The following is a 22201-nucleotide window of genomic DNA, read 5'->3' on the forward strand; positions in this document are numbered from 1 at the left end:
GCGGGGGCCGGTCCGAACGGACCGGCCCCCCCGGTGCGTTGACCGCGCGACCGCGCCCCGCCGGGGTTATCGTCACCAGGGTGAACGACGCCCGTGATCCCGAGGAGCGCCTCGTCTGCGCGCGCTGCGGCAAGACCACCGAGACCCTGCCGCTGACCTGGACCTGCTCGGTCGAGAACGGCCGGCGCACCTACTTCTGCGAGGACTGCGCCCGCGCCAACATCCGCTCCATCGAAGGCCGCCTCGACTCCGCCTGGTGGTGACGCCCTCCTCAGGCGGGCGGCCGGAAGCCGGGGAGCCAGGTGTGGAGTTCGTCGCGGAGACGGACCGTGGCACCGAGCTGGCAGAGGACGCCGATGGTGCTGAGGGTGACGCGGTGTATGAGGAGGTAGGAGGGCGGCAGGTTGAGCTGCTTGCCGAGCTGGTGCGCGGGGGAGCGGGGATCGGCGATCCGGGCGGCCTGGGCGCGCATCCAGCCGCGGGTGAACTCGAAGGCCTCCACCTCGGCGGGTTCGATGATGGGCAGCAGATAGGCGAGGACCGCGTCCGGGTCGAGGGCGACGGACTCCTTGACGAAGCCCTCCGCGCGCAGCAGCTCGTAGACGGTCTCGGCGTCGCCGGTGAGGGCCATCCGCAGACAGGTGCCGATCGTCTCCGGCAGCCCGCCCGGCAGCCGGTCGACGGTGCCGAAGTCGAGGACCCCGAGCCGCCAGCCCTCCGGCCCCGCCTCCTCGTCCGCGCCGGGCAGGAGCCGGAAGTTCCCCGGGTGCGGGTCGGCGTGGAGCAGACCGGTGCGCGCGGGGCCGGAGAAGAGGAAGCGGGCGAGGAGCTGGCCCGCCCTGTCCCGCTGGGCCTCCGTGCCGTCCGCGATCACCTCCGCCAGCGGGATCCCGTCCATCCACTCGGTGACGAGGACCTGGTCCGCCCGGTGCACCACGGCCGGCACCACCACGTCGGGATCGTCCGCGAACTCCTCCGCGTGCCGCTGCTGGGCCTCCGCCTCCAGGGCGTAGTCCAGCTCCTCGGATACGCGGTCCCGCATCTCGGTGATCAGCGGCTTGATGTCCATGCCCGGGATCAGCGGGCCGAGGAGCCGGGCGAAGCGGCTCAGCTGCGTCAGGTCCGAGAGCAGCGCCTCGCCCGCGCCCGGGTACTGCACCTTGACCGCGACCTCGCGCCCGTCGTGCCACACGGCCCGGTGCACCTGACCGATCGAGGCGGCCGCCGCCGGCTTGTCCTCGAACTCCAGGAACAGCTCGCGCCACCGCGCGCCGAGCCGCTCCTCGAGGACCGTGTGTACGGTGCGGGTCGGCATCGGCGGCGCCGCGTCCTGAAGCTTCGTCAGCGCGGCCCGGTAGGGCCCGGCCACCTCCTCGGGAAGGGCCGATTCGAAGACGGACAGCGCCTGCCCGAACTTCATGGCCCCGCCTTTGAGCTCCCCGAGCACCTTGAACAACTGCTCGGCCGTGCGCTGCTGGAGCTCGCGGGCGACGAGCTCCGCCGATCTCCCGCCGATCCGCTTGCCCAGACCCCAGGTGGCCCGGCCCGCGAAGCCCAGAGGCAACGCGGCCAACTTGGCGGTCCGGGTGACCGCCTTCCGGGGAAGATCAGACATACGCCCCTCCAAAACCCAGACTGCCGTGCCGCGCAGGGCCGTTACCCCGCCATTGTGTCCTGCGTGTCCCCGGCCGCCGAGGTGCGCTCCCCCTCTCCGCCGCGCGCCGCCCCGCAGGGGCAGGCCGGATGGGGTCTCAGCCGCTCGGCCCGCCACTCCAACAGCGGCGGCGACGTCTCCCAGCGGGTGCCCGTGCTCGCCGGGAGGCCGCCGTCCAGGAACGCCAGCGCGTGCGCGGCCGCCAGCCCCGCCACCGCCGTCGCCAGCCCCAGGTCGCAGGCCGGCAGCGGATGCGGCGCACCGGAACGCCACTGGGCGAGCAGCCGGGGCCAGAACGGCTCCCGGTCGGTCCGCTCCTCCTGGAGACACCGCGCGCACGCCGTCCCACCGGGCAGCACGAGCGGCCCGACCGATCCGGTCGCCTCCAGGACCCCCGCGTACAGATGGGGGATGCCGGCCGAGACCCACGGGTCGGAGGTCAGCGGATCGGGGACGTACGCCCCCAGCCCGTCCCTCGGCGTCACCACCACGAGTGAAAGCCCGTGCTCCCGGGGCTCCTCACCCCGCCCGCCGGCCTCGTCCCTTCCCGCGCGGCCACCCGCACCGCGTCGTCGGGCCGCCCCGTCCCGGGCCCAGGTGCGGACCAGGCGGCGGGCCGCGGTCGCCCGGCGTTCGCCGACGGACTCGGCGGGCAGGCCGCCGGGGGCCGTCTCCCAGGGGGCGACGCGGCCGGAGTCCAGGACCTCGACCTCGCCCACGCCGGCCGCGGAGAGCAGGGCGGCCACCGTCGCCCCCACCCGGCCGGCGCCTCTGACCTGGACGCGCAGGGCCCGCCGGGCGGTGAGCGTCCTGGCCGCTCGCTCGGGCTCGGGGTGGACGACGGAGAGGGAGGCCAGGTCGGCGCGGAGGGGGTCGAGGGCGGGGTCGGCCGCCCCGGCGGGCGGGGCGGCGCGGCCGGGGCGTCCGGCCGTGGCGTCGGCGAGGAGCCCGGCCGCGGCCAGCCGGCGGAGGAGGCCTTCGAGGCGGCCGTCCGGCAGGCCGAGCGTCCGGGCCTCGGCGCGGAGCAGCTCGGTCCCGCGGGTGCCGTCGAGCAGTCCGAGCAGGGTTCCGGTGAGCTGGTCGACCGGGCCGAGGACCACCGCGTGCGCGGGAGTGACTCCGAACTGCACGCACTGGAGACTCCGCCAGGCCCGCCGCAGCGCCGGCTTCACCATCGGATGCATTTCCCCGCCCCCGCCCGTGATCGCATTTCATGATCGACAACGGCTCTTTCGCCGTCCGTGACGACAATGCCCCGCTGTCGTGACGGTCGCCGAAAGTTGTCCACAGGCCGGGGGAATAGTCATTCAAATGGTGCGCGGTGAGGCCGGAACGTTCCCGAAACCATCCCCGCGGGCGGGACTTCCCGCGCCGCCAGCGGGTAACGTCGGGGCCGTGCCCGCCGACCCACAGCGCAGCGTGACCAGCCAGCCGCCCCGCGGTGCCGGGACGAGTGCGGTCGAGGTCCGCAGAAGCCCGCGGCGGAGCAGAACCGTGTCGGCGTACCGCGAGGGCGACCGGACCATCGTGCTCATCCCGGCCCGGATGTCGGAGGCGGAGGAGCGGCGCTGGGTCGGCGTGATGCTGGACAAGCTCGCCGCGCAGGAGAGCCGGAGCGTCCTCGGCGACCGCGAGCTGACCGAGCGGGCGCTGCGCCTGTCGGAGCAGTACTTCGACGGCCGGGCCCGGCCCGGCTCGGTCCGCTGGGTCACCAACCAGAACACCCGCTGGGGTTCCTGCACCCCCTCGGAGGGCAGCATCCGGCTCTCCCACCGGCTCCAGGGCATGCCCGAGTACGTCGTCGACTACGTCCTCCTCCACGAGCTGGCCCATCTGCTCGTGCCGGGCCACGGCCCGCGCTTCTGGCGGCTCCTGGAGGCGTACCCGCGCACCGAGCGTGCGCGCGGCTACCTGGAGGGGGTGGTCGCCGCCGGCCGGCTGCCGCACCTCCCGGCCGCCCGCGAGGAGTGACGACCAGCCGGGAGTGACCACTCCGGTACGCATCGGTGCGCGGGTTTCCCGATTCAGTACCGAAAACGACCCGCCCTGTCTCAATGTCGCACTCAGCCGTTAGCCTGGCGCGAGCATTCGCCATTCGGGATGGGGGACGGACGTTACGCATGGCCAGGGAATTCCAACGCGGCCACAAGGCCAAGATCAGTGATCTGACCGCGGGAACCGATCTGTACGTCGGCGTGCAGATCGCGGCGCCCGGACTGACCTTCGACATCAGCTGCTTCGGCCTCGACGCGGACGAGCGGCTCTCGGACGACCGCTACTTCGTGTTCTTCAACCAGCCGAAGACGCCCGAGGAGTCCGTCCAGCTGCTCGGGGCGCAGGCCGGAGACACCGAGTCGTTCCGCGTCACCCTCGACCGCATCCCGGCGAACATCCACAAGCTGTCGTTCACCGCGACGATCGACGGCGCCGGACAGATGTCCCAGATCGGCCCCGGCCATCTGCGGATCGTGGCGGGCGGCGAGGAGGTCGCCCGGTACGCGTTCACCGGCGCGGAGTTCTCCACCGAGCGCGCCGTGATGCTCGGCGACTTCTATCTGAAGGACGTCTGGCGGTTCGCCGCCGTCGGCCAGGGCTTCGACGGAGGCCTCGACGCGCTCCTGCGGAACTTCGGCGGCGAGGTCGCCGAGGAGGAGCCCGCGGCTCCGCAGCAGCAGGCCGCGGCCCCCGGCTTCGCCCCGCCGCCGCAGGGCGCGGCGCCCCCGGCCTTCGGCGCGCCCGCGCAGGCCCCGGCCCCCGCGCCCGCGTTCGGCGCGCCGCCGGCCCCGCAGCCCCCGGCGCCCGCGCAGCCGGTCCACGCGGCGCCCACGATGGTGGCGCCGATGGCACCCGCCACCGTCCCGCCGCCCGCGCCGGCCCCCGGCCCGTACGGCCAGCCGCCGCAGCCGCCCCAGCAGCCGCAGTACGGCCAGGTCCCGGGGCAGTACCCCGGCCAGGGCCAGCCGCCGCAGGCACCCCCGTACGGCCAGCAGCCCCCGGCGTACGGGCAGCAGCCCCCTGCCTACGGGCAGCAGCCCCCCGCCTACGGGCAGCCCGCCGGCGTCCCGCAGGGCGTCCCGGCGACCGGCGCCGGGCTCGCGGCCGCGCTCGCGCCGTACAAGGAGACCGCCACCGGCGCCCGCTGGACGCCGCAGAACCAGCAGCTCATGCGGGTCGACCTGGCCATGGGCGGGGTGCCCGTGCTCGCCCGGCAGGGCTCCATGGTCATGTACCAGGGCAAGGTCGACTTCTCCTACAAGAGCGCGGGCTTCGCCGGCCGGATCGTGGGCAACGCCACCGGCCAGGAGATGCAGCTCATGAAGTGCACCGGCCGCGGCCAGGTCTTCCTCGCCGAGCAGGGCGCCCATCTGCACCCGATCGAGCTCCAGGGCGACGGCATCTGCGTCTCCGCCGAGAACGTCCTCGCGTTCGACGAGTCCCTCCAGTACGAGGTCCGTCGCATCGAGGGCCACGGCATCCCCGGCGGCGCGCTGTTCACCATGCAGTTCCAGGGCACCGGCACGGTCGTCGTGAAGACCCACGGCGTCCCCGTCGTCCTGCCCGTCACACCGACCACCTTCGCCGACTGCAACGCGGTCGTCGCCTGGTCGTCCGCGTCCCAGGTCATCCTCTCCAGCCAGGTCAGGCTCCGGCGCAACGCCTACCCCGGCCACAGCGGAGAGACCGTGAACCTCCAGTTCCGGGGCGCCCCCGGCAACTTCATCGTCGTCCAGCCCTACGAGGTCTGAGGGAGCCCGAAGTCATGAACCAGCAACTCGCGGGCTACGCCCCGACCCCCGTCGCGGCCCGGATGGAGAACCACGGCCGCACCATGCTGAAGGTCGCCATGGCCTCCGGCCAGGACCTGTACGCCCGAGCCGGCTCGATGGTCGCCTACGAGGGCTTCATCACCTACGAGCCCAACCCGCCCGCCGCCCGCCAGGTCGCCAGGGAGTGGGCCACCGGCGAAGGCACGCCGATCATGAAGTGCGCCGGCGACGGCCTGCTCTACCTCGCCGACTACGGCGCCGACGTGGTCGTGATCAACCTCCAGAACGACTCGATCTCGGTCAACGGCACCAACCTGCTCGCCTTCGACGCCCACCTCCAGTGGGGCGTCGAGCGGGTCAAGGGCCTCGCCAAGTTCGCCGGACAGGGCCTGTTCAACGTCGAGATCGCCGGAACCGGCTGGGTCGCGCTCACCTCGCGCGGCACGCCGATCGTCGTCGACTGCGGCCGCGGCGAGGACGAGACGTACGTCGACCCCGACGCGCTCGTCGCCTGGTCGCCGGCGCTCAAGGTCAAGGCCAAGCGCAGCTTCAAGGCCTCCGCCCTCATCGGGCGGGGCAGCGGCGAGGCCATGCAGATGGCCTTCTCGGGCCAGGGCATCGTCGTCGTACAGCCGAGCGAGGACAGCACCGACCGCCTTCGGGTCCGGGGCTGAGGGGGAGCGAGAACACCATGCAGAGCCCGCTTTTCAACCACGCCGAACAGCAGAGCCAGGAGCGGTACGTCATCCAGAACCCGCAGCTCCTGCGGATCACGCTCACCGGGCAGGACGACATCCTCGCCCGCAAGGGCGCCATGGTCGCGTACCAGGGACTCGTCGACTTCGACGGCGAGTACAAGACCCCGAGCCAGCGCCGGGCCCAGGCCCGCACCGGCGAGGGCCTCGACCTGATGCGCTGCTCCGGCCAGGGCACGGTCTACTTCGCCAACCTCGCCCAGTACGTCCACATCGTGGAGGTCGAGCAGGAGGGCCTCACCGTCGACAGCGCCTACGTCCTGGCGCTCGACTCGACCCTCCACACCGAGGTCATCGCCGTCGACAGCCAGTACGGCATCTCCGGCTCCGGCAAGTACCAGCTCAACATCTCCGGCCGCGGCAAGGTCGCCCTGATGACCTCCGGGCAGCCGCTGATGATGCACGTCACGCCCGACAAGTACGTCAACGTGGACGCGGACGCGATCGTCGCCTGGTCCACCGGGCTGCGCGTGCAGATGCAGGCCCAGACGACCAACTCCAGCGTCATGCGCCGCCGGGGCAACACCGGCGAGGGCTGGGAGCTCAGCTTCCTCGGCCAGGGCTTCGCGCTGGTCCAGCCCAGCGAGGTCATGCCCCCGCAGAACGCCGGCATCGGGCAGGGCATCGCCGCCCAGTTCGGCGCCGGACAGCACGGCTCCCACGCGCAGAACCAGAACAACGCCTGGAACTGAGTACGCACGGGAAAGGGGCGGCCTCCACCGGAGGCCGCCCCTTCGCCGTCCCTCAGGCGTCCCTCAGGCGAGCCGCGCCAGCGTCGCCTCCAGGAGACGGACCACGGACTCGTCCGCCACGCCCGCCACCTCGTCGTACGCGAACCAGCGCAGGTCGAGCGACTCGTCGCTGATCTCCGCCACCGCGTCCGCCGGCGCGAGCGCCGCGTACTGCACGTCCAGGTGCCAGTTGCACGGCGCCGGGATCGGATGCCGGTCGAGCCGCACCGGGCCACCGGGCAGCAGCGTCAGGCCCGAGATCCCGGACTCCTCGGCCGCCTCGCGCAGCGCCGCCGACTCCACCGTCGTGTCGTCCGCCTCGCAGTGGCCGCCCATCTGCAGCCACATGTTCAGCTTCTTGTGCAGGGTGAGCAGCACCCGGCCCCGCGAGGGGTCGATCACCAGCGCGCTGGAGGTCAGATGCCCGGCCTCACAGGGCTTGTACATGCCGTCGGGGTGCTCGGCGAGGTGCGCCAGATAGACATCGCGCAGCTCGGACTGGTCCTCGTACCGCTTCAGGACGAGGACGGCGTCGTCGTACAGGCTCACTTCTCGGCGTCTCCGTCTTCCGGGTTCTCGCCCTTGGCGGCCTCACCGAGCATCTTGTCGAGCTCGGAGAAGTCGAGGGTCTCGCGGTGGACGAAGCCGTCGGGGTCGTCCAGGTCGGTCGCGGTCGGCAGCATGTCCGGGTGCTCCCACAGCGCGTCGCGGCCGTCCGCCCCGCGCGCGTCGGTGAGCGAGGCCCACAGGCGCGCCGCGTCCCGCAGCCGCCGCGGACGCAGCTCCAGACCGATCAGAGTCGCGAAGGTCTGCTCGGCCGGACCACCCGAGGCCCGGCGCCGGCGCAGCGTCTCGCGCAGCGCGTCCGCCGAGGTCAGCCGCGACTTCGCAGCCTCGTGGACCACCGCGTCCACCCAGCCCTCGACCAGCGCGAGCGCCGTCTCCAGACGGGCCAGGGCCGCCTTCTGCTCCGGAGTGTCCTCCGGCTGGAACATGCCCTGCTGGAGCGCCTCCTGCAGCTGCTCCGGGTGCGTCGGGTCGAGCTGACCGACGGCCTCCTCCAGCTTCGAGGTGTCGACCTTGATCCCCCGCGCGTACCCCTCGACCGCGCCGAAGAGGTGCGCCCGCAGCCACGGCACGTGCGCGAAGAGACGCTGGTGAGCGGCCTCGCGCAGGGCCAGGTAGAGCCGCACCTCGTCCGAGGGCACGCCGAGGTCCTTGCCGAAGGCCTCGATGTTCAGCGGGAGCAGCGCCGCGCGCCCGGCCGGGCCGAGCGGCAGGCCGACGTCCGTCGAACCGACGACCTCACCGGCGAGCGCCCCCACGGCCTGCCCGATCTGCTGGCCGAACATGGCGCCGCCCATCGAGCGCATCATGCCGATCAGCGGGCCGGCCATCGCCTGCATCTCCTGCGGCAGGACGTCGCCCATCGCCGAGCCGACGCGCTCGGCGACCGGGTCCACGAGCTGCTGCCACGCCGGCAGCGTCGCCTCGACCCACTCGGCGCGGCTCCACGCCACCGCGATGCCCGCGCCCGAGGGCAGCGAGGTGACCTGGTCGAGCCAGAGGTCGGCGAGGCGCACGGCCTCCTCGACCGCGGACTTCTCGGCCGGGCCCACGCTGGCGTCCTTGGTGCCGTCGGGGGTGCCCTGGGCCACCACCTGGCGGGCGATCTGCTTGGCCATGTCCCAGTTCACGGGACCGCCCTCGTAGCTCAGCATCTGGCCGAGCTGTTGGAAGGCCGCCCCCAGGTCGTTGGGGTTCAGCGAGCCGAACATCGCGGCGAACGGGTTGTCCGCGCCGCCGCCGGGGCCGCCCATGCCCGGCAGTCCGCCGAAGCCGAACGGGTTCGCCCCGAACGGGTTGCCGCCGGACCCCTGCCCACCTCCGGCGGGGTCCTTCTTCTTGCCCTCGTCGCCGTTCTCCGGCTCCTCCGGCGGAAGGCCGAATCCGAATGGGGTGTCACTCACAGGTTTCCTCGGCTCGTAGGGCCGCCGGCCTCCTGCCGACGGCGACTGCCCGACCAGGCCTGTCAGACAGACCCGCACACCACCAGCGTAGACATCCGGGCCGGAAATGGGCTCGGTGCTCCGCCGGGCCGTGCCCTGCGGCAGGATGGACGCCACCTGGTCCGTACGCGTCATGCGGCGTACGTACTGAAGACAACCGCTGGAGACGCCCGGTGAGTTCCCCAGATCCTCAGGTTCGCGGAGCGCGAAACCCCTCAACCCGGTCCGCCGTGCGCGGCCCCGTCGTCGCGGTCACCGGCGCCGCTTCCGGCGTCGGCGACCTGCTGACCAGGAGCCTCGTGGCCTCCGGCGAGGTCAAGCGGGTCGTCGCGATCGACGAACGCCGGGGCGAGGTCGCCGAGGCGCAGTGGCACATCCTCGACGTGCGCGATCCGGCCATCGCGGAGAAGCTGCGCGGCGCGGACGTCGTCGTGCACCTCGCCGTCGACCTCGACCTGGAGACCGACCCCGCCGCCCGAACGGCCTACAACGTGCGCGGCACGCAGACCGTCCTCACCGCCGCCGCGGCCGCCGGCGTCCGCCGGGTGGTGCTGTGCACCTCGGCGATGGTCTACGGCGCGCTGCCCGACAACGACATCCCGCTCTCCGAGGACGCCGAGCTCCGGGCCACCGCCGAGGCCACCGGCGTCGGCGACATGCTGGAGATCGAGCGCCTCGGCCGCCGCGCGCCCCGCGCGCACCCCGGCCTCAACGTCACCGTGGTCCGCCCGGCCGTCCTCGTCGGCGGTACGGACACGGCGCTGACCCGCTACTTCGAGTCGCCCCGGCTGCTCGTCGTCGCCGGATCCCGGCCGACCTGGCAGTTCTGCCACGTCGAGGACCTGGTGAGCGCGCTCGAGTACGCGGCCCTGGAGAAGGTCGACGGGGAGCTCGCGGTCGGCTGCGAGGGCTGGCTGGAGCAGGAGGAGGTCGAGGAGCTCTCCGGCATCCGGCGCATGGAGCTCCCCTCCGCCGTCGCCCTGGGCGCGGCGGCCCGGCTCCACCGGATCGGCCTCACCCCGTCCCCGGCGGGCGACCTTGCGTACACGATGCACCCCTGGGTGGTCAGCGTCGGGCGGCTGCACGACGCCGGCTGGCGGCCGAAGTGGACCAACGAGGAGGTCCTCGCGGCGCTCCTCGCCGAGGCCGAGGGCCGTCACACCGTCGCCGGACGCAGGCTGGGCCGCAAGGACGCCACGGCGGCGGGCGCGGCCGGTGCGACGGTGGCCCTGCTGGGCACGGCGGCACTGGTCCGCCAGATGAGGAAGCGGCGCGGCTTGTAGGACTCTCCTACGGAGGGTCTCGTCCACAGGTCGAAAGGTCTCTTACCGGATGTCGGCGCCGTGCGGCACCATGGCCTCATGGCGCACAAGCACGACCACCCCGGTGAGCAGGCGGCGGACGACCCGATCAAGCTGCTCGCGATCCGTGACACCCCGCTCTCCGTCGACGAGGTCTTCCGGGCCGTCGGCGACGACGCCTCCGGCGGCACGACGCTCTTCGTGGGCACCGTGCGCAACCACGACGGCGGCGCGGACGTCGACGCGCTCGGCTACTCCTGCCACCCCACCGCGGAGGCGGAGCTGCGCCGGGTCGCGGAGAAGGTCGTCGCGAACTACCCGGTCCGCGCCCTGGCCGCCGTCCACCGCGTCGGCGACCTGCGCGTCGGCGACATCGCGGTCGTCGTCGCCGTCTCCTGCCCCCACCGCGGCGAGGCCTTCGAGGCCTGCCGCAAGCTCATCGACGACCTCAAGCACGAAGTGCCCATCTGGAAGCACCAGACCTTCTCGGACGGCACAGAAGAGTGGGTCGGCGCCTGCTGAGCGCTCACCCGGAGACTGGGGGTGCCCCCGGCCGAAGGCTGGGGGAGGGTCGGCGCCTGCTGAGCGCTCACCCGCGCCTGCTGACGCGGCAAGCAGGCGCGCCGACAGGGCGTAGCCGAACGCCCGATTTGCGTAACCGGCCCCCAGGCGCGAGCGTTGGTCTCACAGATGACACAGTCTGCTGATCAACTCACTGGGGATGGGAGGTCGGGATGGCAGCGCTGGCCTGGTTGCTGATTCCGCTTTTCGCAGTCGTCGGCGCGGCGATATGGGGAAGCTGGGCTTCGAGGAACAAGACGATAGGTGACGTGGCCGAACTCGCCGGCTACGCACGCTTCAGGGACGCGATGGAACGCGCCCACCCCACCACCCCGGATTCCGCCCGGGCCGAGCGCGAACCGGCCGCCGCGACCGGCGGTGTGAGCACCTCGCCGTCGAGCTGACCCCCGGGCGCCCTCGTACGGACCCGCCCCAGGGGTGCACCCACAGACGAGTCCCGTACTGTCGTTCCATGCCACGCCGCACCGCGACGATGCTCGCCTCCACCCTGGTCCTGATCTGTCTGCTGATCGCGGGTGTTCTGATCCCGGTGCCGTACGCGGAGATGAGCCCGGGGCCCACGGTCAACACCCTCGGTGAGGCCAGGGGAGAACCGGTCCTCCGGATCTCGGGACGCAAGACGTACCCGACCGACGGACACCTCAACATGACGACCGTCCGGGTCACCAGCGCGGACTACAAGATGAACGCCGTCGAGGCCGTCTACGGCTGGCTCGCCCACGACAACGTGGTGGTGCCGCACGACACCCTCTACCCGGACGGGAAGACCGAGGAGGAGTCGAGCCAGGAGAACGCCGAGGAGTTCAGCCAGTCCCAGGAGAGCGCCAAGGTGGCCGCGCTCGGGGAGCTGGGCATCCCGGTGGTCGCCAGGGTCGTCGTCGCCACCGTGATCAAGGGCTCCCCGGCCGAGGGCAAGCTGCACGCCGGTGACGTGATCAAGGCCGTGGACGGGGTGCCGGTCAAGGAACAGACCGACGTCGCCAAGCAGGTGACGAAGCGCAAGCCGGGCCAGGACGTCGAGTTCACCATCGTCCCCGCCAAGGAGGCGGCCGCCGCCGAGAAGGCGCGCCGGGAGCCGAAGGTCACCGAGAAGGTGGTCATCAAGACCACCACGTCCGAGGAGGGCGACCGGGCGGTCGTCGGCATCCAGGCCGGCACCGACCACGTCTTCCCGTTCACCATCGACATCAACCTGGCGGATGTCGGCGGCCCGAGCGCCGGACTGATGTTCGCCCTCGGCATCGTCGACAAGCTCACCCCGGAGAGCCTCACCGGCGGCCGGTTCATCGCCGGCACCGGGACCATCGACGACAAGGGGAAGGTCGGCCCGATCGGCGGCATCGAGATGAAGCTGGTCGGCGCGCGGAACGCGGGCGCCGAGTACTTCCTCACCCCCGCCGACAACTGCGAGGCCGCGGCCTCCGACACGCCCGACGGCCTCACCCTGGTCAAGGTGGACACCATCGACGACGCCACCAAGTCCCTGGAGAAGCTCCGCAAGGGCGACACGAAGTCCCTGCCGAGCTGCTCGAAGAGCTGAGCCGTTCGAGAACTGAGCCGTTCGAGAACTGAGCCGTTCGAGAACTGAGCCTCGGAGTTACGCCGAAGGGGCGCCCGGTCGACATGACGGGCGCCCCTTCGGCGTAACGGCGGATCGGCGGCGGATCAGGACTCGAAGGTCGCCGCCAGTGCCTCGGCGAGTCCGGGCACGAGGTCGGGGCCGGTCAGCACCTCGGTGGCGCTGTCCTTCTCGCGGAGCCGGATCGCCGCCTCGCGGGCGCCGCCGCGCAGCACCGCCACGGTCATCCGGACCTCCTGGCGGTCGGGGTGGCCGGCCACCCACTTGGCCAGCTGCTTCTCGTTCAGGCCCTGCGGGACCTGGGCCTCGGCGGACGGGGGCAGCATGAGCCGCTCGACGGTCAGCGCGCAGCCCGCGACGCCCGCGGGCCAGGCGATCGTGCCGAGGAACTCGTCGAGGGCCTTGCCGCGGGGCAGCTTGTCCTGCTCGATGGGGGTGTAGGCGGTGGCGTCGTCGCCCAGGCCGAGCTGGGAGGCGAGCTTGGGTTCCTGGGCGCGCAGCCGTGCGGTGTCGACCAGGGCGAAGAGGCGGGCCGGCTGATCCCAGCCGAGACCCGACGCGTACTCGTCGATCTCGAGCACCGCGCGGGTGAGGGGGCTCGCGGCCATCGCCGGGCCGGAGGGGGAAACGTTGGACATGAGCAATATCCTGCCTCGTCTTCCCCTGAAGACGGGAACTAGGTAAAGCCTCAGTAAGTTGCACCAGTGGGCTCTACGATCGCGGGGCCTGCTTTCAGACGCATCAACATCGAGGGGCGCACGTTGGCTTTCCAGATGCCGGACCGCGGCGGGAGCCCGTCCGGGCCAAGGATGAGAGTCGGCCGGCCGTCCCGGCGGGCCCGTACCCTGCTCATGACGCTCGGCGTGCTGGCCGTGCTGGCCATGGCGTTCGTGATGTTCGCCGGGTTCTGGACGGACTGGCTCTGGTACCGCTCGGTCAAGTACTCGTCCGTGTTCACCACCACGCTGTGGACCAAGATCGGCCTGTTCGCGGTCTTCGGCCTGCTGATGGGGCTGGCCGTCGGCCTGAACATCTGGCTGGCGTACCGGCTGAGGCCGCCGCTCAGCGCGATGTCCCTGGAGCAGCAGAGCCTCGACCGGTACCGGATGGGCCTCGCCCCCTTCAAGAAGTGGGTGCTGCTCGCGGTCACCGCCCTGGTGGCCCTGATCGCCGGCGCCTCCGCCTCCGGGCAGTGGCGGACCTGGTTGATGTGGGTCAACGGAGTGAAGTTCGGCCAGAAGGACCCGCAGTTCGACCTCGACGTGGCGTTCTACGCGTTCGACCTGCCCTGGTACCGCTTCCTCCTCGCCTTCGGCTTCGCCGCAGCGGTCCTGTCGCTGATCGCCGCCGCGCTCACCCACTACCTGTACGGCGGACTGCGGATCACCAGCCCCGGTGCCCGCGCGACCGCCGCCGCCACCGGCCACCTCTCGGTGCTGCTCGGCGTCTTCGTGTCGCTGAAGGCCGTGGCCTACTGGCTCGACCGGTACGGCCTCGCGGTGAAGTCCAGCGACTTCAAGGCGACCGGCAACTGGACGGGCCTGCGGTACGTCGACGCCAACGCGTACCTGCCGGCGAAGACGATCCTGTTCTGCATCGCCGTCATCTGCGCGCTGCTGTTCTTCGCGACGCTCTGGCGCCGCACCTGGCAGCTGCCGGTGATCGGCTTCGGCCTGATGGTCCTCTCGGCGATCCTGATCGGCGGCCTCTACCCGGCCATCGTGCAGAAGTTCCAGGTCCAGCCGAACGAGCAGGCCAAGGAAGCGCCGTACATCCAGAAGAACATCGACGCGACCCGCAAGGCGTACGCGATCGACTCGACCAAGCCGGAGAACTACTCGGGCAAGTCGACGGTGAAGGCCAAGGACCAGCTGCGCACGGACGCCGACACGGCGGCCAGCTACCGCGTCCTCGACCCGAACATCGTGTCGCCGACGTTCCAGCAGCTGGAGCAGAAGCGGAAGTACTACCAGTTCCCGACCACCCTGGACGTCGACCGCTACCAGGGCAAGGACACCGTCGTCGGTCTGCGTGAGCTCAACATCAAGGGCATCCCGAAGCGGAACTGGATCAACGACCACTTCACCTACACCCACGGCTTCGGCGCGATCATGGCCGCGGGCACCCAGACGGACGCCAACGGCTCCCCGGTCTTCACCGAGTCCGGACTGCCGACGACCGGCTCCCTCGGCACGTACCAGCAGCGGATCTACTACGGCGAGAAGACCGACCAGTACTCGATCGTGGGCGGCCCGCAGAAGGAGCTGGACTACGAGGAGAACGGCGAGAAGACCACCAGCTACAAGGAGAAGAGCGGCGTCAGCCTCTCCAGCACCTTCAACCGCGCCGCGTACGCGGTGGCCTTCAGCGAGCCGCAGATCCTCTACTCGGGGGCCATCGGCGAGGGTTCGCGGATCCTCTACAACCGCACGCCGAAGGAGCGCGTCGAGGCCGTCGCCCCGTGGCTGACCATCGACGGCGACGCCTACCCGGCGGTCGTCGACGGCCGGATCCAGTGGATCATCGACGCCTACACGACGACCAACGGCTACCCGTACGCCTCGCGCACCACGCTCGGCGACACCACGGCCGACTCGCTGACCGTCGGCAACCAGCAGCGCGCCGTCGTCGCCCAGCAGAACCAGGTCAACTACATCCGCAACTCGGTGAAGGCCACCGTCGACGCCTACGACGGCACGGTGAAGCTCTACGAGTGGGACACCCAGGACCCGGTCCTCAAGACCTGGATGAAGGCCTTCCCTGACACGGTCAAGCCGAAGTCCGAGATCAAGGGCGACCTGATGGCACACCTGCGCTACCCGCAGGACATGTTCAAGGTCCAGCGCGAGCTGCTGACCCGCTACCACGTCACCGACCCCGCGCAGTTCTACAGCGGCTCGGACGCCTGGCAGGTGCCGGACGACCCGACCAACAAGGACGGCAACGCGGTCCCGCCGTACTACCTGAGCATGAAGATGCCCGGGGACGCGGCGCAGCGCTTCTCGCTGACGACGACGTTCACCCCGAACGGGCGGCCCAACCTGGGCGGCTTCATGGCGGTCGACGCCGACGCCACCAGCAAGGAGTACGGCCGGCTGAGACTGCTGCGGGTCACCGAGGACGTGCCGGGCCCGGCACAGGTCCAGAGCAAGCTCAACGGCCTTCCGTCCGTCGCCCAGTTCGTCCGGGACATGAAGGGCGCCGACTCGGACATCCAGTACGGCAACCTGCTGACCGTCCCGCTCGACGGCGGCTTCCTGTACGTGGAGCCGGTCTACGCCCAGGGCCGCAACGCGCTCTACCCGCTCCTGAAGAAGGTCGCGGTGTCGTACGTGGACGCGGACCAGCCGGACGGTGACACCACCAAGGACACCACGGTGTTCGAGGACAACCTCACCAAGGCGCTCAACGCGGTCTTCGGGGTGGAGGCGCCCAGCACGCCGACGACCCCGCCGGGCACCACCAAGCCGCCGGGCACCACCCCGCCGCCGGCGTCCAACGACGCCGCGCTGCAGCAGGCCATCTCCGACGCCCAGAAGGCGTACGACGCCGGCGAGGCCGCCCTGCAGAAGGGCGACTGGACCGCGTACGGCAAGGCGCAGGAGGACCTGCAGGCGGCCCTCCAGCGGGCCGCGGACGCCGGGGCGAAGCTCAAGACGAGCCCCTCAGGCGGCTGACCTGAGGGTTTCTGCCCCGCGTCGTGGTACTGTTGGTTCACCGACGCGGGGTGGAGCAGCTCGGTAGCTCGCTGGGCTCATAACCCAGAGGTCGCAGGTTCAAATCCTGTCCCCGCTACTCAGAGGACGAGGGCCCGGATCCATCAGGATCCGGGCCCTCGTCGTGTGTCGGTATTGCATGGGGGTGCGAAGAGCGGTACGGAAGGGGCGAGTTGGCGTGAGGCGTGTTTGACTTGTCTCTCTGTGGGCATGTCGACAAAACGCTGAGTGACCTCACTGGCTGCGGTATACCAGGTGTGCTCGGGTTGCGGGTGGTGCGACGATGGTATTTATGGGGGACAGGGCAACTCTGTTGGAGACAGGGCGGTTTGTGCAGCGGCACGCCAGAAACGCCGCAGACGAGATCATCGAGGCAGTAGGGGCCGTCGATGCGGTCGTCGACACCACCGCCACGACCGGCGCCGGCACCACCGACGCCGAGAACGAGACCGAGACCGAGACCGAGGCCCGGCACCGACGGGCCGCCGAGCGCGGTGACCTCGCCTCGATGAGCGCCCTCGGCGCGCTGCTGCTGCGCCGCGGCGACCTCGACGGCGCCGAGCCCTTCCTGCGCGGCGCCACCGCCGAAGGCGACCGGGCCGCCGCCAACAACCTGGGCGTCCTGCTGCACCAGCGTGGGTACGCCGACGAGGCCGCCGGCTGGTGGCGGGTCGCCGCCGTCGCGGGATCCGCCCCCGCCGCCCACGCGCTCGGCCGCCACCACCGCGAGCGCGGCGACGAACCGGCCGCCGAGTACTGGCTGCGCCAGGCCGCCGAGCAGGGCCACGCCCTCGGCGCCTACGCCCTCGCCGACCTCCTGGAGCACCGCAGCGACGTCGGCGCCGAGCGCTGGCTCCGCGCCGCCGCCGAACAAGGCCACCGCGAGGCCGCCTACCGGCTCGCCGTCGCCCTCGAACGCCGTGCCACCGACACCGTCCGCGGCCCGCACGACACCGGCAGCCGCCTCCGGGTGCCCCCGGGCGTCCGCCCCGACGGCGTCGCGGGCGCGCCCGCGCCCGGGGCGGCCGTCGGCGAGCCCAGCGGAGAGGCGGCCGAGGCCGAGCAGTGGTTCCGGCAGGCCGCCGCGCGCGGACACCGGCGGGCCGCGCTGCACCTCGGCGCGATCCTGGAGCACCGCGGCGAGCTCAAGGAGGCCGGCCGCTGGTACCTCAGCTCCGCCAAGGAGGGCGAGGCCAAGGCCGCCTGCGCCCTCGGCTTCCTGCTCCGCGACGCGGGCGACGAGGAGAGCGCCGCCGTGTGGTGGCTGCGTGCCGCCCAGGACGGCGACGGCAACGCCGCGAACGCCCTCGGCGCGCTGCACGCCGCCCGCGGCGAGCAGCAGACCGCCGAGCGCTGGTACCGGGCCGCCATGGACGCCGGCGACGTCAACGGCGCCTACAACCTCGGGCTGCTCTGCGCCGCCCAGGACCGCATCCCGCAGGCCGAGCAGTGGTACCGCCGCGCCGCCTACGCCGGCCACCGCGAGGCCGCCAACGCGCTGGCCGTCCTGCTGCTCCAGGCCGGCGACGCCAACGGCGCCGAGCCCTGGTTCTCCAAGGCCGCCGAGGCCGGCAGCGTCGACGCCGCCTTCAACCTGGGCATCCTGCACGCCGGACGCGACGACGACCGTACGGCCCTGGTCTGGTACGAGCGGGCCGCGGCCGCCGGGCACACCGAGGCCGCCCTCCAGGTCGGCATCGCCGCCCTCAGGGACGGCGACGAGCGGACCGCCGAGCGGCACCTGCGCTGCGCGGCCGGCGGCGGCAGCGCCGAGGCCGCCTTCCGGCTCGCCTCCGTGCTCGACGCCCGCCGCCCCGAGCCCGGCCCCGCCGTGCTCGGCGCGCCCCGCGAGGAGAAGTCCGAGTGCGAGGAGTGGTACGAGCGCGCCGCCCAGCAGGGGCACCGGCGCGCCCAGGTGCGGGTCGGCATGCTCGCCGCCGGGCGCGGTGACCTCGCCGAGGCCGACCGCTGGTACCGCGAGGCGGCCGAGGCGGGCAGCCGCAACGGCGCCTTCAACCTCGGCCTGCTCCTCGCCCGCGAGGGCAGCGAGCGCGAGGCCGCTCTCTGGTGGACCCGGGCCGCCCGGGCCGGCCACGGCCGCGCCGCGCTCCGGCTCGCGCTCCTCGCGGCACGCCGGGGAGAGCTCACCGAGGGGCGCCACTGGTGCGCCCGCGCGGTCGAGCTCGGCCCCGCGGAGGTCGCCGAGCGGGCGGCCCGGCTCAGCGAGGCGCTCCACCAGGAGCTCACCGCCTAATGGATTTGCCCTGCTCCGAACGGTCCCGTAAGGTTGGGTTCACCGACGCGGGGTGGAGCAGCTCGGTAGCTCGCTGGGCTCATAACCCAGAGGTCGCAGGTTCAAATCCTGTCCCCGCTACTCAGTAGCAACGAAGGCCCGGATCCAGTCACTGGATCCGGGCCTTCGTCGTATGCGTCGGCACCGAAAGAAGCCCCCCGCGCGGGCGGGGGGCTTGTTCTCGGAAGTCCGGTGCGTCAGGCCGTGGTCGCGCAGCTCGGGCAGATGCCCCGGTAGGTGACCTCGACGTTCGAGATGGTGAAGCCGAAGCGCTCGGTGTCAGGGAGGTCCGCCATCGGGTCGCCGGCCGGGTGGACGTCGCGGATGGCACCGCAACGGCCGCAGACCAGGTGCTGGTGCGGCCGGTGCGCGTTGGGGTCGTAGCGCTTGGCGCGTCCGTCGGTGGCGACCTCGATGACCTCGCCGAGCGTGACCATCTCGCCCAGCGTGTTGTAGACGGTCGCGCGGGAGATCTCGGGGAGTCTCGTCACGGCGCGGGCGTGGACCTCGTCGGCGGTGAGGTGCACATGGTCCCCGTCGAGGACTTCGGCCACGACACGCCGCTGCGCGGTCATCCGCCAGCCGCGTCCGCGCAGTCGTTCCAACAGGTCACTCATGAGGGCCAGCCTAACAGCCGGGGGAGCGGGGTCCCGAACGGGTGTGAGTTTGGAAGTTCACTTGACTTAGACATTGTCTATCGTAGGATCGAAACCGGGATTGGCCAAGAGCCCTTTCAGGGGCCGGGTCGAGAGACAGGACTCGCAGGAATGACGCAGGAGGCGCACGTGACGCAGGGACCGCTCACCACGGAGGCCGGCGCGCCGGTCGCCGACAACCAGAACAGCGAGACGGCGGGCGTCGGCGGTCCGGTCCTGGTCCAGGACCAGCTCCTGCTCGAGAAGCTCGCCCACTTCAACCGCGAGCGCATCCCGGAGCGCGTGGTCCACGCGCGCGGTGCGGGCGCCTACGGCACCTTCACGCTGACCCGTGACGTCTCGCAGTGGACGCGCGCCAAGTTCCTCTCCGAGGTCGGCAAGGAGACCGAGACCTTCCTGCGCTTCTCCACCGTCGCCGGCAACCTCGGTGCGGCCGACGCGGTCCGCGACCCCCGCGGCTGGGCGCTGAAGTTCTACACCGAAGAGGGCAACTACGACCTCGTCGGCAACAACACCCCGGTGTTCTTCATCAAGGACGCCATCAAGTTCCCCGACTTCATCCACACCCAGAAGCGCGACCCGTACTCGGGCTCGCAGGAGGCCGACAACGTCTGGGACTTCTGGGGCCTCTCCCCGGAGTCGACCCACCAGGTCACCTGGCTCTTCGGCGACCGCGGCATCCCCGCCTCGTACCGCCACATGAACGGCTACGGCTCGCACACGTTCCAGTGGAACAACGAGGCCGGCGAGGTCTTCTGGGTCAAGTACCACTTCAAGACCGACCAGGGCATCAAGAACCTCACCCAGGACGAGGCCAACCGCCTCGCCGGCGAGGACCCGGACTCGCACCAGCGCGACCTGCGCGAGGCCATCGAGCGCGGCGACTTCCCGAGCTGGACCGTGCAGGTCCAGATCATGCCCGCGGCCGACGCGGCGAACTACCGCTTCAACCCGTTCGACCTCACCAAGGTGTGGCCGCACGAGGACTACCCGCCGATCGAGATCGGCAAGCTGGAGCTCAACCGCAACCCGGAGAACATCTTCGCCGAGGTCGAGCAGTCGATCTTCAGCCCCGCGCACTTCGTGCCCGGCATCGGCCCCTCCCCGGACAAGATGCTCCAGGGCCGCCTCTTCGCCTACGGCGACGCCCACCGCTACCGCGTCGGCATCAACGCCGACCACCTGCCGGTGAACCGCCCGCACGCCACCGAGGCGCGCACCAACTCGCGTGACGGCTACCTCTACGACGGCCGCCACAAGGGCGCGAAGAACTACGAGCCGAACAGCTTCGGCGGCCCGCACCAGACCGACCGGCCGCTGTGGCAGCCGACCGCCGTCTCCGGCGTCACGGGCGACCACGCCGCCCCCTCGCACGCCGAGGACAGCGACTTCGTCCAGGCCGGCAACCTCTACCGCCTGATGTCGGAGGACGAGAAGGGCCGTCTGGTCGCGAACCTGGCCGGCTTCATCGCCAAGGTCTCGCGCGACGACATCGCCGAGCGGGCGATCGACAACTTCCGCCAGGCGGACGGCGACTTCGGCAAGCGGCTCGACGCCGCGGTCCAGGCCCTCCGCGGCTGAGGGCGCTTGCCGTAGACAGAGAGCGGGCCGGGATCTCCGTACGGAGTCCCGGCCCGCTTTCGTGTCACGCGCCGGGTCCGCTCACCCGGCCACGCTGTGCACCGGGATCCAGCAGCGGATGATGTCGCGGACGGAGACGATGCCGACGGGCCCCCGGTCGTCGAGGACCACCAGGTGGCGGAAGCCGCCGTGCGTCATCGCCTCGGCCGCCTCCGCCAGGGTCCACCCGGGGGCGGCGAAGACGACGTCCCGGGTGGTGTGCGAGCCCGCCGTCTCCAGGTCGGGGTCCTGGTCGCGGGCCAGGGAGTTCAGGATGTCGCGCTCGGTGATGATCCCGAGCCCGCCTGCGTCGGTGTCGAGGACGATCGCCGCGCCGACGCGGCGCGCCGACATCAGCCTTGCCGCCTGCCGGAGGGTGTGTGCGGGGCCGATGGTGAGGACCACGGTGCTCATGGCGTCACGGACGAGCATGGACGGAGCCACCTCCTTGGTGAACCCCTCCCGCCTTCAACGAGAAGGAATTCACAAGTTCACAAGTGGGGGGACTCTCAGAGTGACACCGGGGGAGGAGGCCGACAAGGGGGCGCGCGAGGCGCCCCCGGGGGTGCGGCGGGCGCTCAGGCCTCGGCGGGCTGTTGGTTGAGGTAGCTGAGGAGGTCGCCGTGGAGGAGGCCGTTGGAGGCGGCGGCGTTGCCGCTGTGGGGGCCGTGGCGGCCGTCGAGGCCGGTGTAGGTGCCGCCGGCCTCCTGGACGACGATCGCGACGGCGGCCATGTCCCAGAGGGAGAGCTCGGGCTCGGCGCAGATGTCCACGGAGCCCTCGGCGACCATCATGTACGGCCAGAAGTCGCCGTAGGCGCGGGTCCGCCAGCACGCGCGCGTGAGGTCGAGGAAGCCGTCGAGCCGGCCCTGCTCCTCCCAGCCGCTGATCGAGGAGTACGCGAAGGAGGCGTCCGACAGGGACGCGACCTTCGAGACGCCGAGCCGGGTCGCCGAGGAGAGGCTGCGGCCGGTGTACGCGCCGCTGCCCTTCGCGGCCCACCAGCGGCGCCCGAGCGCCGGGGCCGACACCACGCCGACCACCGGCTGGAACCCGGTGTCGCCGGCCTCCATCAGCGCGATCAGGGTCGCCCAGACCGGCACCCCGCGCACGTAGTTCTTGGTGCCGTCGATCGGGTCGATCACCCAGCGGCGCGGGCCCGAGCCCTGGACGCCGTACTCCTCGCCCAGGATCGCGTCGCGCGGCCTGGCCCGCTGGAGCTGTCCGCGGATCAGCTCCTCGGCGGCCTTGTCGGCCTCGCTCACCGGGGTCATGTCCGGCTTGGTCTCGACCTTGAGGTCGAGCGCCTGGAATCGGTCCATGGTGGCCGCGTCGGCGGCATCCGCGAGGACGTGGGCGAGACGCAGATCATCGTGGTAATCGGCCATGACCGGCACTCTATCCCCGTGGCGCGAACGCCCGGGGAAGCGTCCACGGGCGCCCCGCGCGACCCCGCCGGAGACCCTTGACAGGGGACGGGCGGCTGTCGACGCTGGGGCGGTACCTGAGCGGAGAACCGTTCCCTCCCGGAGGTGACG

General features: G+C 71.8%; 20 protein-coding genes and 2 tRNA genes. 14 read left to right on the plus strand and 8 right to left on the minus strand.

What is annotated here, in order from left to right:
• Positions 1–80 precede the first annotated feature (80 nt).
• The gene (locus tag ACZ7G1_RS10375; RefSeq protein ID WP_470872514.1) at positions 81–263 is read left to right on the plus strand and encodes a hypothetical protein; all 183 of its coding nucleotides are present in this window, start codon (positions 81–83) and stop codon (positions 261–263) included.
• A gap of 8 nt (positions 264–271) precedes the next feature.
• On the opposite strand, the gene ACZ7G1_RS10380 is transcribed toward ACZ7G1_RS10375, so the two are convergent.
• Together ACZ7G1_RS10380 and ACZ7G1_RS10385 are read right to left on the minus strand one after the other, a co-directional pair.
• Positions 272–1615: an ABC1 kinase family protein gene (locus ACZ7G1_RS10380; protein WP_470872512.1), complete on the minus strand. Its 1344-nt coding sequence runs from the start codon at positions 1613–1615 to the stop codon at positions 272–274.
• Positions 1616–1656: 41 nt separating this feature from the next.
• On the minus strand, positions 1657–2838 hold the full coding sequence (locus ACZ7G1_RS10385) for a ThiF family adenylyltransferase (RefSeq protein WP_470872510.1): 1182 nt from the start codon (positions 2836–2838) through the stop codon (positions 1657–1659).
• A gap of 211 nt (positions 2839–3049) precedes the next feature.
• Here ACZ7G1_RS10385 and ACZ7G1_RS10390 point away from each other — a divergent pair, with 211 nt between their 5' ends.
• The 4 genes from ACZ7G1_RS10390 (at position 3050) to ACZ7G1_RS10405 (ending at position 6868) form a co-directional block, all read left to right on the plus strand.
• Entirely contained in the window at positions 3050–3625 is a 576-nt protein-coding gene (locus ACZ7G1_RS10390; RefSeq protein WP_470872509.1) for a M48 metallopeptidase family protein, read from the plus strand.
• Between the two features lie 149 nt (positions 3626–3774).
• Positions 3775–5400 (plus strand): TerD family protein, encoded by a 1626-nt coding sequence (locus ACZ7G1_RS10395; RefSeq protein WP_470872507.1) that lies wholly within the window; start codon positions 3775–3777, stop codon positions 5398–5400.
• A 14-nt stretch (positions 5401–5414) separates the two neighbouring features.
• The gene (locus ACZ7G1_RS10400; protein WP_470872506.1) at positions 5415–6095 is read left to right on the plus strand and encodes an AIM24 family protein; all 681 of its coding nucleotides are present in this window, start codon (positions 5415–5417) and stop codon (positions 6093–6095) included.
• 17 nt (positions 6096–6112) lie between these two features.
• Entirely contained in the window at positions 6113–6868 is a 756-nt protein-coding gene (locus ACZ7G1_RS10405) for an AIM24 family protein (RefSeq protein WP_470872504.1), read from the plus strand.
• Positions 6869–6931: 63 nt separating this feature from the next.
• Here the strand turns inward: ACZ7G1_RS10405 and ACZ7G1_RS10410 are convergent, their stop codons facing one another.
• Together ACZ7G1_RS10410 and ACZ7G1_RS10415 are read right to left on the minus strand one after the other, a co-directional pair.
• A complete protein-coding gene (locus ACZ7G1_RS10410) occupies positions 6932–7456 on the minus strand; it encodes an NUDIX hydrolase (protein WP_470872502.1) in 525 nt (174 codons plus the stop codon).
• Positions 7453–8877, minus strand: a complete 1425-nt coding sequence (locus ACZ7G1_RS10415; protein WP_470872500.1) for a zinc-dependent metalloprotease — start codon at positions 8875–8877, stop codon at positions 7453–7455. The genes ACZ7G1_RS10410 and ACZ7G1_RS10415 overlap by 4 nt, the downstream gene beginning before the upstream one ends.
• Before the next feature lie 212 nt (positions 8878–9089).
• Between ACZ7G1_RS10415 and ACZ7G1_RS10420 the strand changes: the two genes are divergently transcribed.
• The 4 genes from ACZ7G1_RS10420 (at position 9090) to ACZ7G1_RS10435 (ending at position 12339) form a co-directional block, all read left to right on the plus strand.
• The gene (locus tag ACZ7G1_RS10420) at positions 9090–10199 is read left to right on the plus strand and encodes an SDR family oxidoreductase (protein ID WP_470872498.1); all 1110 of its coding nucleotides are present in this window, start codon (positions 9090–9092) and stop codon (positions 10197–10199) included.
• Positions 10200–10277: 78 nt separating this feature from the next.
• The gene (locus ACZ7G1_RS10425; RefSeq protein ID WP_470872496.1) at positions 10278–10739 is read left to right on the plus strand and encodes a molybdenum cofactor biosynthesis protein MoaE; all 462 of its coding nucleotides are present in this window, start codon (positions 10278–10280) and stop codon (positions 10737–10739) included.
• A 308-nt stretch (positions 10740–11047) separates the two neighbouring features.
• Complete coding sequence (locus ACZ7G1_RS10430; protein WP_470872793.1) at positions 11048–11182, plus strand: hypothetical protein; 135 nt, start codon at positions 11048–11050, stop codon at positions 11180–11182.
• Between the two features lie 68 nt (positions 11183–11250).
• Positions 11251–12339, plus strand: a complete 1089-nt coding sequence (locus tag ACZ7G1_RS10435) for a YlbL family protein (protein ID WP_470872495.1) — start codon at positions 11251–11253, stop codon at positions 12337–12339.
• 125 nt (positions 12340–12464) lie between these two features.
• Here ACZ7G1_RS10435 and ACZ7G1_RS10440 read toward each other — a convergent pair whose 3' ends face one another.
• Positions 12465–13016: a PPA1309 family protein gene (locus tag ACZ7G1_RS10440; RefSeq protein WP_470872493.1), complete on the minus strand. Its 552-nt coding sequence runs from the start codon at positions 13014–13016 to the stop codon at positions 12465–12467.
• Between the two features lie 135 nt (positions 13017–13151).
• Between ACZ7G1_RS10440 and ACZ7G1_RS10445 the strand changes: the two genes are divergently transcribed.
• The 4 genes from ACZ7G1_RS10445 to ACZ7G1_RS10460 all read left to right on the plus strand — a co-directional run bounded on the left by ACZ7G1_RS10445 (position 13152) and on the right by ACZ7G1_RS10460 (position 18468).
• Positions 13152–16055, plus strand: coding sequence for a UPF0182 family membrane protein (locus ACZ7G1_RS10445; protein ID WP_470872783.1), 2904 nt, complete (start codon positions 13152–13154; stop codon positions 16053–16055).
• 44 nt (positions 16056–16099) lie between these two features.
• Positions 16100–16173: transfer RNA gene (locus ACZ7G1_RS10450), tRNA-Met, on the plus strand.
• A gap of 204 nt (positions 16174–16377) precedes the next feature.
• The gene (locus ACZ7G1_RS10455; protein WP_470872492.1) at positions 16378–18348 is read left to right on the plus strand and encodes a tetratricopeptide repeat protein; all 1971 of its coding nucleotides are present in this window, start codon (positions 16378–16380) and stop codon (positions 18346–18348) included.
• 46 nt (positions 18349–18394) lie between these two features.
• Positions 18395–18468, plus strand: a tRNA-Met gene (locus ACZ7G1_RS10460).
• Between the two features lie 116 nt (positions 18469–18584).
• Here the strand turns inward: ACZ7G1_RS10460 and ACZ7G1_RS10465 are convergent.
• The gene (locus ACZ7G1_RS10465; protein ID WP_150266252.1) at positions 18585–19004 is read right to left on the minus strand and encodes a Fur family transcriptional regulator; all 420 of its coding nucleotides are present in this window, start codon (positions 19002–19004) and stop codon (positions 18585–18587) included.
• A gap of 150 nt (positions 19005–19154) precedes the next feature.
• Here ACZ7G1_RS10465 and ACZ7G1_RS10470 point away from each other — a divergent pair, with 150 nt between their 5' ends.
• A complete protein-coding gene (locus ACZ7G1_RS10470; RefSeq protein ID WP_470872491.1) occupies positions 19155–20624 on the plus strand; it encodes a catalase in 1470 nt (489 codons plus the stop codon).
• Between the two features lie 81 nt (positions 20625–20705).
• Here ACZ7G1_RS10470 and ACZ7G1_RS10475 read toward each other — a convergent pair whose 3' ends face one another.
• Both ACZ7G1_RS10475 and hisN read right to left on the minus strand, forming a co-directional pair.
• Positions 20706–21095 (minus strand): CBS domain-containing protein, encoded by a 390-nt coding sequence (locus ACZ7G1_RS10475; protein WP_470872490.1) that lies wholly within the window; start codon positions 21093–21095, stop codon positions 20706–20708.
• A 146-nt stretch (positions 21096–21241) separates the two neighbouring features.
• A complete protein-coding gene (hisN, locus tag ACZ7G1_RS10480) occupies positions 21242–22051 on the minus strand; it encodes a histidinol-phosphatase (protein ID WP_470872489.1) in 810 nt (269 codons plus the stop codon).
• Positions 22052–22201 lie beyond the last annotated feature (150 nt).

This window comes from Streptomyces sp. NPDC037273, from assembly GCF_055603625.1.

Coding starts and splice junctions, on each gene's coding strand:
- ACZ7G1_RS10380 (WP_470872512.1), bottom strand. CDS start 1,615: ATGTCTGATCTTCCCCGGAAGGCGGTCACCCGGACCGCCAAGTTGGCC.
- ACZ7G1_RS10385 (WP_470872510.1), bottom strand. CDS start 2,838: ATGCATCCGATGGTGAAGCCGGCGCTGCGGCGGGCCTGGCGGAGTCTC.
- ACZ7G1_RS10395 (WP_470872507.1), top strand. CDS start 3,775: ATGGCCAGGGAATTCCAACGCGGCCACAAGGCCAAGATCAGTGATCTG.
- ACZ7G1_RS10400 (WP_470872506.1), top strand. CDS start 5,415: ATGAACCAGCAACTCGCGGGCTACGCCCCGACCCCCGTCGCGGCCCGG.
- ACZ7G1_RS10405 (WP_470872504.1), top strand. CDS start 6,113: ATGCAGAGCCCGCTTTTCAACCACGCCGAACAGCAGAGCCAGGAGCGG.
- ACZ7G1_RS10425 (WP_470872496.1), top strand. CDS start 10,278: ATGGCGCACAAGCACGACCACCCCGGTGAGCAGGCGGCGGACGACCCG.
- ACZ7G1_RS10435 (WP_470872495.1), top strand. CDS start 11,251: ATGCCACGCCGCACCGCGACGATGCTCGCCTCCACCCTGGTCCTGATC.
- ACZ7G1_RS10440 (WP_470872493.1), bottom strand. CDS start 13,016: ATGTCCAACGTTTCCCCCTCCGGCCCGGCGATGGCCGCGAGCCCCCTC.
- ACZ7G1_RS10445 (WP_470872783.1), top strand. CDS start 13,152: ATGCCGGACCGCGGCGGGAGCCCGTCCGGGCCAAGGATGAGAGTCGGC.
- ACZ7G1_RS10455 (WP_470872492.1), top strand. CDS start 16,378: ATGGTATTTATGGGGGACAGGGCAACTCTGTTGGAGACAGGGCGGTTT.
- ACZ7G1_RS10465 (WP_150266252.1), bottom strand. CDS start 19,004: ATGAGTGACCTGTTGGAACGACTGCGCGGACGCGGCTGGCGGATGACC.
- ACZ7G1_RS10470 (WP_470872491.1), top strand. CDS start 19,155: ATGACGCAGGAGGCGCACGTGACGCAGGGACCGCTCACCACGGAGGCC.
- ACZ7G1_RS10475 (WP_470872490.1), bottom strand. CDS start 21,095: ATGCTCGTCCGTGACGCCATGAGCACCGTGGTCCTCACCATCGGCCCC.
- hisN (WP_470872489.1), bottom strand. CDS start 22,051: ATGGCCGATTACCACGATGATCTGCGTCTCGCCCACGTCCTCGCGGAT.